The following is a 12,869-nucleotide window of genomic DNA, read 5'->3' on the forward strand; positions in this document are numbered from 1 at the left end:
CGCGCATTCCAAGCTGCGCGATTTCCGGAGCACGCTGTGGCGCTATCGCCGAAAATGCGCCTACAACAACGCCAATCGAACCAAAGTTAGCAAACCCGCACAGCGCAAACGAAATAATCGCAATGGTCTTCACATCCAGTGCCCCGCCAGTTTGCAAATACGGCGAGAAGTTGAGATAGGCGACAAACTCGTTGATTGCCAGCTTTTGACCAATCAGGCTACCTGCCAGCGTCGCATCGCTCCAGTCCACGCCCATAATCCACGCCAGCGGGGCTAACACATAGCCAAAGATCCCTTCTAGGGTGGCATGACCAAAACCAAACCAACCACCAATTCCGCCGATAATGCCGTTAATCAGCGCGATAATGGCAACAAATGCCATTACTACCGTCGCCACGCCTGCGGCAATTTTCAGCCCGGTCATCGCCCCGCTCGCCGCTGCTTCGATGATGCTTTTCGGCGGCGTTTCGGTAAATGAAAGGTTCTCAAAGGTGACGCGTGATTCTTCAGTTGCCGGACTCAGCATACGCGCGAACAAAATACCGCCAGGGATTGCCATCAACGATGCCGCCAGCAAATAGTCAATCGGAACGCCCATTCCAGCGTAACCAATCATCATTGAGCCAGCAATCGAGGCCATCCCGCTACAAATAGCGGTAAACAGCTCATTGCGATTCAGCCGGTCAATAAACGGTTTGACGATCGCCGGGATCTCGTTTTGCCCGAGGAAAATCGTCGTTACTGCGACAAATGACTCGATCTTACTGATGTTCAGCGCTTTCTGGAAAATACCGCCAAGGATGCGGATCAACAGCCCCATCACGCCAATGTAGTAGAGTAGACTGATCAGCGCGGTCACAAAAATGATGGCCGGGAGCACCCGAAAGGCGAAGATAAACCCGGCTCCGTCAAACAGCACATCCATTTTTGGCCCGACCAGGGAGCCAAAGATAAATGCACTACCCGCGTCACTGTATGACATCACCTTGTGGACACCGAGCGCGGCCTGTTCAACCAGCCATTTCCCCGGAGGGAAATAGAGCATAATGCCGCCGATTGCAATTTGCAGCACCAGTGCTGCCCCGACCGTACGCAGACTAATACGCTTTTTATTTACTGACAGCAGAAACGCGATAGTCAGTAATACCACCATACCCACAACACTTCTCATTATATCCATAATGAAATTCCCTTCATGCCAGGAAACCCGGCGTTACCGCCAGGTTTTGGTAGGTTTGATATTCGCGGGCGACCGCATTCTGCCCGGAAAATTTGGTCAGGCGAGGCGTTGATACTCCTTCGCAATTTCACAAGCCAGTACCGCGTTGTTGAACACCAGCTGAATATTTGATTTCAGGCTGTCACCACCGGTCAGCTCCGCAACGCGCGCCAGCAGGAACGGCGTACTCTCTTTGCCCACAACACCCTGCTCTTCCGCTTCTTTTACCGCCCGATCGATTGCCGCATTAATTTTCTCTTCAGCCATCGCAAACTGCTCTGGGATTGGGTTTGCAACAACCAGACCGCCATCGAGACCTGTCTGCCATTTCACCGCCATGGCACGGGCAATCTCTTTTGCGCTGTCCAAACGAATACTGACCTCAAACGGACTGGTTCGGCAGAAAAATGCCGGCAACGCGTTGGTCTGATATCCAATTAACGGCACGCCAAAGGTTTCTAAATATTCGGTCGTTAAACCGAGATCAAGAATAGATTTCGCGCCGGCACAAATTACCGTGACATTGGTATGCGCCAGTTCTTGCAGATCCGCGGAAATATCAAAGGTATGTTCAGCACCACGATGAACACCACCAATCCCGCCCGTTGCAAATACTTTAATTCCAGCCAGGGAGGCAATAATCATGGTTGAGGCAACTGTCGTCGCACCATTTTTTCCTGCAGCAACCACAAATGGTAAATCACGACGACTGACTTTAGTAACGCTATGTCCCTCTCTCCCAAGCAACTCAATTTCATCTTTGCTTAAACCAACTTTCATTACCCCGCCAATAATGGCAATGGTCGCAGGAACTGCCCCATGTTTACGAATAGTTTCTTCGACTTCAATAGCGGTCTGGGCATTCTGCGGAAATGGCATACCATGAGAAATAATGGTTGATTCGAGGGCAACAATCGGTTTTTTACCGTTTAATGCTTCCTGTACTTCTGGAGATATTTGTAATAATTCAGAGGAAAGAGTTAATTCAGACATTCTGTGTTCTCCACGATTGAGATAACATTCGCAACAGACAAATCAGGGTTATTGGTATATTCACAGGCTAACGCCATTGATGAACAACCCTGCGCAAATCGAACCGAATCAATAAAGGGCATGCCGTCTACCCAGCAGGAAGCCAGTCCCGCCATCATCGCATCGCCAGCCCCGGTAACATTAATGACGTGAGTTTTAATCGGCAGCGACCAACCGCAATCCCCCGCAATATCACTGTAATAAACTCCATCACCGCCCATACTGAGCACCAGGCGATTTAAGCCGCGATCGTGAAACCAGGCGGCAACTTTGCCAACATCATCACGCCCGGAAAGCGCAATACCGCTCAGCGTTTCGGCTTCAAGCCGGTTAGGTTTGAGGGTGTGAATTTGTCCAAGCCGCTCACGAATTTTGACGCACTTCCATGCCGATACCGGGTCGACAAACACCGGAACATCTCCGGCATTTTCCAGTACCCATGCCAGGGCATCTTCGCTGATATTGCAATCGGCGACGATAACTTTCGCCTGCCGAATAAAATCATGCTGCTGCGATAAAAAACCCGGTGAAATATGTTCAGTGATACTCATATCATTAATGGCAACCAGCATTTCACCGGTGTTATCAAGCAGAGATAAATAACTCGATGTATTCTCTCCGGGAACGATAAGACACTTATCAACATGTACTCCGGATAGATTAGTTTGCGCCAATAACGATTGACCATAAAAATCATTACCAACCGCAGTCAGTAACCACGAATTTTTACCCAGCAGCGCGAGATTATGTGCAATGTTGCGTCCAACTCCGCCGGGGGTGAATTTTATCTTTCCTGGATTCGAATCCGCATAATTTAGAGAAGCATGCGAATACCCAGCAACATCCATATTGGCAGAGCCAATAGTTACTATGTATTCCTTTTCACGCATAGCACGTCCCCTGGCAATTATCTTGCCACTAATGAGTTCGTTAAGAATAACCACCGCCACACACAAAATTATTAGAGCATATGTTCAATATCGAACATGTGTTTATAGTAAGCAGGTTTTTGACAAAGTAAACCCATCTGCAAGATCTAAAACCAATAGATATGAACAGAATCACAATTTTTTATAGATACAGTTTGTAAGGGAGAGAGGAAATGAGAGGCAGTACACAAATTAAGCAGACTAAAAAGTATAACTCCGGCATAACCGGAGATTTTTCAGATGCGCCTGGCAAGCTGGCGCGTCTCAGGTAAGCGAAACCAGGTCCTCTGGCATATGGTTGTACAAAATACGCCAGAAATGTTCAGCCGTTTTATTCAATCGCGTGTCCATCCGGTAAATATAGGCCTGAATTGGCACCATCAGCTCAGGTGTCTCCAGACGCACCAGACGCTTATCGCGCAGCTCGTTGACAATCGACCACGCTGGTAGCCAAGCGATGCCATGCCCATCCAGCGCCATGTTTTTCAACAACTCACTCATCGAAGACATAAACAACGTACGTGCTGAAATGCCGCCTACTTCCGCCAACTGACGGTTTACCAATCTTCCCATGTAGGATGTGCTGGTATAGTTCAGAATCGGCGCCTGCGGCTGATAGATATCAAACAACGCGTTCCCCTGACCATCGGTGGCACAGACGGGATAAAGCTCAGACTCAAAAACCTTCAAGCCACAGAAAGGTGACTGCATTAAATCTTCATCACGAAACGAGATAATAAAATCACTTTTCCCCTCGCGCAGGGTATTCACCGCTTGCACCACATCAATCGCCTCGACGTGCCAGACAAATTCTTCCCCCCAGGCCGCCATTGAATGCACTAACCGGGGCAACATGGTCAGCGACAAAGAATGCGCTGCCGCGATTTTTATATTGGGTACCCCAAGCAGATTGTGACCACTGAGTTCGTCCAGATTACATTCCAGCTGTTGTAGCAGGCTACGCGTTTGCGAATGGAATAACTTACCCTCCTCCGTGAGTTGTAGCGGTGTCGTCGTGCGATCAAACAGCTGCACCCCCACGGCTGATTCGAGCGCTTTGATCCTCCGGCTAAATGCCGGCTGAGATATATTGCGCTCCTCCGCAGCCTGGGAAAAATGACGGCATGCCTCCAGCGTCAGAAAATCATATAACCATTTTGTCTCAATATTTTTCATACCTGTCACACGGATGTTTAAATATGTTGATGAGCCTAAAAACATCATGCCTGAAGAATTCCAGAGATGATATTGACGATCAGCCCACGATGATTCGTTTTTTGCATCAAACCTTCGTTTTTGACATTAACATGTCAGCGTCACCCTTCAGCCACAACCCTACTCTGCTTGCAGAACTTCAGGCTTGCCACGCTATCCTAACCCCATAGGATGGCGTAAAAAACTACAGTCATGCAGTTTTTGCATTAAGACAAACATTATTGCATTTCTCCTCGCAACGCTCTGCTGTTAAACATTAGGGCAAGACAAAACACAGCCTGAATATTATTTAACGGTGAAATGAGGTATATATCGTGAAAGGTTTAATTGGCGTTCTTGGTGGTATGGGACCTGCTGCAACCGTCGATCTATTTAATAAATTCGTCACATTTACCGCAGCGCAACGCGATCAGGAACATATCCCATTAATTATTTCATCTATTCCTGATATACCAGACCGAACTGACGCATTAATGCGTCATGGTAATTCCCCTCTTCCGGCCATGCGCGATTATATGCATAAACTCGAAGATGCTGGCGCAGAGTGTATTGTGATCCCGTGTAATACCGCCCACTTTTGGTTTAAAGAGTTAAAAGAATCCTGTCATACAGAGTTGCTCAGTATTGTGGAGACAACCCTGAGTGAGGTTAGAAACTGCGGAAAATCGCGCATCGGATTGCTTGCCACCAACGCCACGTTGTACATGGGTCTCTACCAAAAAGGGATAGAATCTCTGGGGTTAACCTGCGTCAGCCCTGATTCCTCCAGCCAGGAAAAAGTAATGGAAAGCATTTATTGCCTGAAAGCTGGCGATGTTAAGCAAGCACAAAAATTAATGAATGAACAGGCTGAAGCACTTTTCTCACGCGGCGCGGAAGTCATCGTTCTGGGATGTACTGAAGTTCCCGTAATCCTTGCTGAAGCTATCAAGAAATCACCAGCCAAATATATTGATTCAACCGGTTCGTTAGTTCGTGCCGGAATCAAGTGGTATGAAAAACGCGTTGGAAAAAGCCACCTGCTGGCGCAATAAAAAAACAACCATTTAATCATCACATTTAATAAAAGCCATTCTTATAGCAAATTATTATCTGGCGGAGGCCATTATGCTTTGGTTGGAAATTATCGTAGTATTGGGCGCAATATTTTTCGGTATCCGCCTCGGCGGAATTGGTATCGGTTTATGCGGTGGGCTGGGGCTGGCTATTTTAACCCTGGGATTTGATCTAAAAATTGGCTCACCGCCTGTGGACGTCATTCTTATTATTATGACGGTGGTTGTGGCGGCATCAGCGCTACAGGCAGCCGGAGGCATGGATTATCTGGTACGCATTGCCGGCAATTTTATGCGTCGTAATCCTAAATATATCAATGTCATTGCACCGATTATCACCTGGTCGATGACCATAATGGCGGGAACAGGTTTCATTGTATTTTCAACCCTGCCGGTGATTGCAGAAGTTGCGAAAGAGTCGGGTATCCGCCCTTCTCGTACGCTCGCTGGTTCCGTAGTGGCATCCCAGGTAGCGATATCCGGCTCGCCGATCAGCGCCGCAATGGCCGCAATGCTGACCATCATGGAAGGTAACGGCATCAGCTTTATCCAGGTTATGGCCGTATGTCTGCCAGCCTCGTTTGTTGCCGCGATGGTTGGCGCATTCATCGCTTCGCGCCAGGGATGTGAGCTTGAAGACGATGAGGTCTATCTGGAACGCCTGCAGAAAGGGCTGGTGCGTAAATACGAAGGGCAAAACAGTATCACGCCGGGTGCAAGGCTTTCCGTCGCCCTGTTTATGCTGGCCACGGTGCTCATCGTTATTCTTGCCGCATTCCCTCAGTTACGTCCGGGGTTTGACGCTGGCAACCCAATGAATACGCGGGATATCATTATTATCTGCATGCTGGCTGCCGCTTGCCTGATGGTGGTGCTGTGCAAAACATCTACAGATGCCATTGTCCTGACGTCCACTTTTCGCGCCGGGATGAGTTCGCTGGCAGTCATTCTCGGTATTGTTACGCTGGGAACCACATTCATTGACGCGCACTTAGCGGAGATTAAGGACATCGCGGGGAATATTCTGCAGGCCTACCCGATGCTGTTGGCTCTGGTGTTATTTGGCACCTGCGCGCTGCTCTATTCGCAGGGGGCCACCACGCCGTTGATTATCCCGCTTGCCGTCGCACTTGGCGTTCCCACCTGGGCTATTCTGGCTTCCTATGTGGCTGTGACCGGCGTATTTGTTCTACCAACGTACCCGACCTCACTGGCGGCGATGGAGTTCGACACCACCGGGACAACGCGCGTAGGTAAGTATGTCTTAAACCACCCGTTTATGTTGCCGGGACTGGGTGGGATAGTCGCTGGCGTTGCTTTTGGTTTCATCATCGCGCCAATGATTGCCTGAGCCGTCTTATTCAGGGGCGCGACAGAGATATCGCCCCTGAATGATTCTCTACTCATCTGCCCCGACTCACCACATCAATACCGTCTTACCTTTATCTATTTGCTTCACATCGCTGCTTTTAATCACGCGGTGATAGCCATAGGCGTCAGCATATTTTGTCAGTCCTGTCTCGGGGTCTTGCTCAGGCTTGCCTTGCGTCTCTATTGTTGAACCTGACGTTGTTGTCATCACCCAGGTAGTTGAACACCCCGTCAGCAGCAGCGTAGCGAGTGACAGAACAGCAAAAATGGGCGCTTTTTTCATATTCGATTTCCGTGACCAGTTTGATTTAAAGGCACTTTATCGAATTTGCTTAAGGCAGGATGGATTATTGTGGCGATGCTGCAACGGTAAGGGTTAATGCATAAAAAAGGGCAGAGATTTCTCTGCCCTGGATTTCAGTTCTTAATCAGGCCGCCTTTGCCACAACCTCTGCTTCCGGGCGCTTCAGCACCGCGTAGGAGAGACCGGCGACCAGCGTACCGGCAATAATGGCCAGCAGATAGCCAACCACCGGCGTAATTGCGCCAGGGATTAACAGCACAAACAGACCGCCGTGTGGCGCCATCAGCTTCGCACCTACCGCCATGGAGAGAGCACCGGTAATCGCGCCGCCAACGATACAGCAAGGCAGAACGCGCATTGGGTCACGCGCGGCAAATGGGATTGCGCCTTCGGTGATAAAGCACAGACCCAGCACCAGCGCAGCTTTACCGCCCTCCTGCTGGGCTTTGTCGAACTTACGACGTGCAACCAGCGTTGCCAGACCCAGCGCCAGCGGAGGTACCATCCCCGCAGCCATAATGGCAGCCATCGGCGCATAAGTTTGCGTACTCAGCAGACCTACACCGAAAGCATACGCCGCTTTGTTAACCGGGCCGCCCATATCGGTACACATCATGCCGCCAAGAATCGCACCGAGCAGTACCGCATTCGCCGTACCCATGGTTTGCAGCCAGTGGGTCAGACCTTCCAGAATGCCCGCTACCGGTTTACCGATCAGGTAGATCATGGCCAGGCCCACCACCAGGCTTGAAAGCAGTGGAATGATCAGAATCGGTTTCAGCGCTTCCATGCTCTGCGGGAGTTTCAGCCTGGTACTAATGAGCTTCGCCACATAACCGGCAAGAAAACCGGCAATAATCCCGCCAATAAAGCCAGAACCAGTGCTCACTGCCAGCATACCGCCGATAAGACCTGGCGTCAGACCCGGACGGTCAGCAATGGAAAATGCAATATAACCCGCCAGAACCGGCACCATCAACGCAAAGGCTGAACCACCGCCAATCTGCATCAGCGCCGCCGCCAGCGTGCCCTGCTCTTTAAACGCTTCAATACCAAAGGCGAATGAGAGCGCAATACACAGACCGCCAGCGACCACCATCGGCAGCATATAAGACACACCCGTCAGCAGGTGACGATACGCGCCAGCGCTCTCTTTCTTACCTTCGGTTGCCGCAGACTGCGCCTTGCCGGTTGGCTGATACGGCGTAGCTTCTTCCAGCGCTTTGTCCAGCTCCTGCTTCGTTTTCTTCAGCGCCAGGCCAGTAGACGTGCGGTACATTGGTTTTCCGGCAAACTTAGCCAGATCAACTTCAATGTCAGCCGCCACAATCACCAGATCCGCTTGAGCTACCTCTTCCGGGGTAATGGCATTGCCTGCCCCGACCGAGCCACGGGTTTCAACCTTCACCCACCAGCCACGTTTTTTCGCTTCTGTTTCAATAGCTTCAGCAGCCATAAACGTATGGGCAACGCCGGTCGGACACGCCGTCACCGCCACCACACGTTTTGGACCACTGCTGGCCACAGGCGCTGTCGCAACCGGGGCGCTGTAAGGTTTTGCATGGCCTTTCGCTTCGCTGAGGAAGAGTTCAGGATGCGCAACCGCACGACCGATATCGCCGAGCCAGACTTTTTTGCCGTTCAGCGAGCTGTCGGCAGGAAGCGTGTCGCCCAGAACAATCGCCAGTTCTGCATCATTCGGATTATCAATAATTTCCAGATGCGCTTTTTGCGCCGCCGCTCCAAGCAGGGTTTTCGCCATGTAAGCGCGAGCCTGGCCGAGATTAGCGTCAATAATCAGCAGCGTTTTCATTATGCCTCTCCTGCTGTCAGTTAAACGGTTTTAAGTCGACACGCGCCATCATTGCGGCCAACTGAGGACGATCGGTAATGCCCACGTTACTTTGGCTTACCGCCAGGGCGGCAACAGCCGTCGCCAGACGCAGGGTATGTTCGCTGGACTCACGCATCAGCAGGCCGTAAATCAGACCGCCAACCATTGAATCACCTGCGCCTACGGTGCTTACCACCTCAACTGACGGCGGTTTAGCAATCCACTCACCCGAAGCGTTAACCCACAGCGCGCCTTCCGCACCGAGTGAAATCACCACATGAGCAATACCCTGCTCGCGCAGCGCATGCGCCGCATCAATCACATCTTTCATTTCAGGCAGTTTACGACCCGCCCAGATTTCCAGTTCACGACGGTTTGGCTTCACCAGCCACGGCGCCGCCTTCAGACCTGCCACCAACGCTTCACGACTACTATCAAAGATAATGCACGGACACTGACTGCGCAGACGCGTCATCCAGTCGGTGAAAGCTTCCGGGCTCACGCCGGTCGGCAAACTACCGCTAACGCACACCATGTCGAACTGGCCCAGCCAGCTCAGCGAATCGTTCACAAAGCGTTCCCAGTCAGCAGGGGTAACTTCAAAGCCGGAGAAATTGAAGTCGGTGACTTCACCGTCTTTTTCGGTCAGCTTGACGTTGATACGGGTACGCCCTTGTACAACCTGAAAGCGGTTGGCAATGCCCAGCTCGCTGAACAACTGCTGAAAACCATCCTGGTTGTCTTTACCCAGGAAACCGCCCACCGTGACATCGATACCTAAATCTTTCAGGACTTTAGCGACATTAATCCCTTTCCCCGCCGCATGCAGGCCGGTGGTTTTCACCAGATTCACTTCGCCGCGTTCAATTTCAGGGCAGAAACCCACCAGGTCGTAGGCCGGGTTAAGGGTGATAGTAGCAACACGTCTGCTCATTACGCGCCCTCCCCAAGACCTGCCGCGATGGCTTCGCCAATCGCTTTCAGCGCCTGTTCAGCATCCTCGCCCTGGGCGGTAAAGCGCAGGTGATGTCCTTTTTTCACGCCTAATGCCACAACTTTCATCAGACTGCGTCCATTTGCCGGTTTGCCGGTTCCATCAAGATTTGTCACGGTAATTTCACTGTTAAATTGTTTAATCGTATTCACCAGCATGGTGCCCGGACGGGCGTGCAAACCATGCTCATTGCGCACAACAAATTCGGCGCTCAGTACATCATCAGTTAAGGCGTCATCGCTGGTCAGCAGCGCCAGTACCGTTGCCGCATCCGCTTTCAACAAACGGTCAGCTTTATTGTTCAGCAGCAGATCGCCAAGGCGCTTCAGTACTGCAACCGGTTGATCGTCATTCATCGCGACAGTCACCAGCAGGGCTGCCACTTCCCCCTGGACATCAAACGCCGTTTCTGCCCGACTGACCGCAACGGCACTGCGCACGTTGCCTTCAGCACAGTCATTCAGCCAGATACCCTGACCGAGATTCATCGGCTGCTCATTGATGGCTCTGGCGACAAATGCGGCATCAACCGCGCCGACCTCTTTCAGCCGCGCGGCGTTGAGCGCCTGCAGCGTAACCAGCGAGCTGGCAACGACGTCCAGCGACAGCGTTTCGTTATCAAGCTTTAATTGTTCGCTCTGCTTTTCGCCCATCAGCAACGCGCGTAGCTCTTCCGCCGTGGTCGCTGATTTCAGCTGTTCAGCAACGGAGTCATCACTCAACACATGCGTCAGCTGACGCAGTAAACCGAGGTGCTCATCAGAGCTGGCGGCAATACCTATCGCCACATACGCGACCTGCCCTTCGCCCCAGGTCACGCCCTGCGGGAACTGAAACACCTGCACACCGGTTTTCAGCACCCGATCGCGCGTGTCCGTCGTCCCGTGAGGAATAGCAATACCGTTGCCAAGAAACGTGGACGTTTGTTGTTCACGCGCCAGCATGCCATCGACGTAGCCTTCCGTAACGTTACCCGCCTGCACTAAGGCCGCGGCAACCTGGCGAATAGCCTCTTCTTTATTCCCGGCCTGTTCGCCCGGGTGAATATCCTGAACAGATAACTGGAACATGGTTCTCCTCTCCCGCTGAATTGAAACGATTCAGCCAACATGAGAAAAAAGGCGTCACCTGACTCCATCAGTTATGGCAAGATGACGCTGAAACGTTTCAAGAAGTCTTGATCTTTTTTCTTCAGCACACAAGTAAAGTTGACAAATTACTTGCTGAATTTAGAGATAACGCACATTTTCTCCTGGGGAGAGATAAAATTGCTGAAGCAAAAATGGCATCAGCGTGTCAGATTCAGCAACATCAGCAAACAGCATTCTTTGACTGAAATGCTATTTTGATTTTTGATGCCGATTTTGATTTGGCTACCTGTTTATTTTCTGGCAAGCAGCGTAAACTCCGCGTCTCTTCACATCATTGATATCAAAACATGCATAACACCCCCGTAGCCGCCACACCTAAGGCGTTCGATTTAACGTCTGCGGCGTTCCTGCTTGTCGCATTTCTGACGGGTATCGCCGGCGCTTTGCAGACACCAACGCTGAGTCTTTTTCTGACCGATGAAGTCCATGCCCGTCCCGGTATGGTCGGGTTCTTTTTTACCGGCAGCGCAGTAATCGGTATCCTGGTGAGTCAGTTTCTGGCCGGGCGATCGGATAAAAAAGGCGACCGCAAAAACCTGATTGTCTTCTGTTGTGTGCTGGGCATGCTGGCCTGCGTGCTGTTTGCCTGGAACCGCAACTATTTTATTTTGCTGTTTGTCGGCGTCTTCCTCAGCAGCTTTGGTTCGACCGCCAACCCGCAAATGTTTGCTCTCGCCCGCGAGCATGCCGACCGTACAGGCCGGGAAGCGGTCATGTTCAGCTCAATTTTACGTGCGCAGGTATCGCTGGCCTGGGTAATTGGCCCGCCGCTGGCCTACGCACTGGCAATGGGATTTAGCTTCACGGTGATGTACCTCAGCGCGGCGGTTGCTTTTATTGTCTGCGGCGCAATGGTTTGGCTGTTCTTACCGTCGATGAGTAAAAATGTGCCTCTCGCCACTGGCGTGGTGGAGGCGCCACGGCGCAATCGTCGCGACACGCTGCTCCTTTTTGTTATCTGCACATTAATGTGGGGGACCAATAGCCTCTATATCATTAATATGCCGCTGTTTATTATCAATGAACTGCATCTGCCGGAAAAACTGGCGGGTATCATGATGGGAACCGCTGCCGGGCTGGAAATCCCGACCATGTTGATTGCCGGATACTTTGCGAAGCGTCTGGGCAAGCGACTGTTGATGCGAATTGCCGTCGTCGCCGGCTTTTTCTTTTATGCCGGTATGCTGTTGGCCCACTCTCCGGCGGTATTGCTTGGTTTACAGCTGCTGAACGCGATTTATATCGGCATCCTTGGCGGGATTGGCATGCTCTATTTCCAGGATTTGATGCCAGGACAAGCAGGTTCAGCCACGACCCTTTATACGAATACCATTCGCGTAGGCTGGATTATTGCCGGATCGTTGGCCGGTATTGCCGCTGAAATCTGGAATTATCACGCAGTGTTCTGGTTTGCGCTGGTGATGATCGTCGCCACCGTCGTGTGCCTGGCGCGCATAAAAGATGTTTAAGGCGCGGTCAGCGATTCAAGCTCAATAAGATACAGCATGGCCTGGTGCGTCGTCTTCCCACACATTTCCGCACTGGGCTGCAAACCGGCACATACTTTTGGCCGCAGCGGCGAAGCGAAAATTTTACAGCGCAATGATTCATCCAACTGAACGCATGGCGTATTAGCGGGCTTGCCATCAGGCATACCGGGGATGGGACTGGAGATTGAAGGCGCGGTGCAGCATGCACCACAATCCGGACGGCATTCCATACAGTATTCTCTTTATCGTGAACCATCGGATTGGGCGAGAAGCGC

Annotated in this window: 12 protein-coding genes; 3 read left to right on the forward strand and 9 right to left on the reverse strand. The window is 51.4% G+C overall.

The genetic code is table 11. The features are described 5' to 3' along the window. The 4 genes from FDX14_RS18305 to hypT form a co-directional block, all read right to left on the reverse strand. Window positions 1-1,180, reverse strand: a 1,180-nt coding sequence (locus FDX14_RS18305; protein WP_137350016.1) for a NupC/NupG family nucleoside CNT transporter, incomplete at its 3' end; no start/stop codon positions are given. Window positions 1,181-1,276: 96 nt separating this feature from the next. Further along, entirely contained in the window at window positions 1,277-2,212 is a 936-nt protein-coding gene (locus FDX14_RS18310; protein WP_042307290.1) for a pseudouridine-5'-phosphate glycosidase, read from the reverse strand. Further along, a complete protein-coding gene (locus FDX14_RS18315; protein ID WP_042307288.1) occupies window positions 2,200-3,141 on the reverse strand; it encodes a pseudouridine kinase in 942 nt (313 codons plus the stop codon). Before FDX14_RS18315 ends, FDX14_RS18310 begins: the two co-directional genes overlap by 13 nt. Window positions 3,142-3,444: 303 nt before the next feature. Further along, a complete protein-coding gene (gene hypT, locus FDX14_RS18320; protein ID WP_079226151.1) occupies window positions 3,445-4,356 on the reverse strand; it encodes a hypochlorite stress DNA-binding transcriptional regulator HypT in 912 nt (303 codons plus the stop codon). A gap of 353 nt (window positions 4,357-4,709) precedes the next feature. Here hypT and cuyB point away from each other — a divergent pair, with 353 nt between their 5' ends. Together cuyB and FDX14_RS18330 are read left to right on the forward strand one after the other, a co-directional pair. Next, on the forward strand, window positions 4,710-5,429 hold the full coding sequence (gene cuyB / locus FDX14_RS18325) for a cysteate racemase (protein WP_042307286.1): 720 nt from the start codon (window positions 4,710-4,712) through the stop codon (window positions 5,427-5,429). Between the two features lie 73 nt (window positions 5,430-5,502). Next, window positions 5,503-6,801 carry an anaerobic C4-dicarboxylate transporter gene (locus tag FDX14_RS18330; protein WP_079223422.1) on the forward strand — a complete coding sequence of 433 codons (1,299 nt, stop codon included), beginning with the start codon at window positions 5,503-5,505 and terminating at the stop codon, window positions 6,799-6,801. Window positions 6,802-6,867: 66 nt separating this feature from the next. Here the strand turns inward: FDX14_RS18330 and FDX14_RS18335 are convergent, their stop codons facing one another. The 4 genes from FDX14_RS18335 to fruB form a co-directional block, all read right to left on the reverse strand. Further along, a complete protein-coding gene (locus tag FDX14_RS18335) occupies window positions 6,868-7,104 on the reverse strand; it encodes a YgdI/YgdR family lipoprotein (RefSeq protein WP_042307282.1) in 237 nt (78 codons plus the stop codon). A 145-nt stretch (window positions 7,105-7,249) separates the two neighbouring features. Further along, window positions 7,250-8,938 carry a PTS fructose transporter subunit IIBC gene (fruA, locus tag FDX14_RS18340; RefSeq protein WP_137350017.1) on the reverse strand — a complete coding sequence of 563 codons (1,689 nt, stop codon included), beginning with the start codon at window positions 8,936-8,938 and terminating at the stop codon, window positions 7,250-7,252. A gap of 16 nt (window positions 8,939-8,954) precedes the next feature. Continuing rightward, on the reverse strand, window positions 8,955-9,893 hold the full coding sequence (fruK, locus tag FDX14_RS18345) for a 1-phosphofructokinase (protein ID WP_006683781.1): 939 nt from the start codon (window positions 9,891-9,893) through the stop codon (window positions 8,955-8,957). After that, a complete protein-coding gene (gene fruB, locus FDX14_RS18350) occupies window positions 9,893-11,023 on the reverse strand; it encodes a fused PTS fructose transporter subunit IIA/HPr protein (protein ID WP_137350018.1) in 1,131 nt (376 codons plus the stop codon). Before fruB ends, fruK begins: the two co-directional genes overlap by 1 nt. A 368-nt stretch (window positions 11,024-11,391) precedes the next feature. Here fruB and setB point away from each other — a divergent pair, with 368 nt between their 5' ends. Then, complete coding sequence (gene setB, locus FDX14_RS18360; RefSeq protein WP_137350019.1) at window positions 11,392-12,573, forward strand: sugar efflux transporter SetB; 1,182 nt, start codon at window positions 11,392-11,394, stop codon at window positions 12,571-12,573. Here the strand turns inward: setB and FDX14_RS18365 are convergent. Beyond that, window positions 12,570-12,824, reverse strand: a complete 255-nt coding sequence (locus FDX14_RS18365; protein ID WP_061382078.1) for a YkgJ family cysteine cluster protein — start codon at window positions 12,822-12,824, stop codon at window positions 12,570-12,572. The two genes, setB and FDX14_RS18365, sit on opposite strands and share 4 nt — an antisense overlap. Between the last annotated feature and the right edge of the window lie 45 nt (window positions 12,825-12,869).

This window comes from Citrobacter sp. wls710, from assembly GCF_005281115.1.
GTDB classification, from domain to species: domain Bacteria; phylum Pseudomonadota; class Gammaproteobacteria; order Enterobacterales; family Enterobacteriaceae; genus Citrobacter; species Citrobacter werkmanii.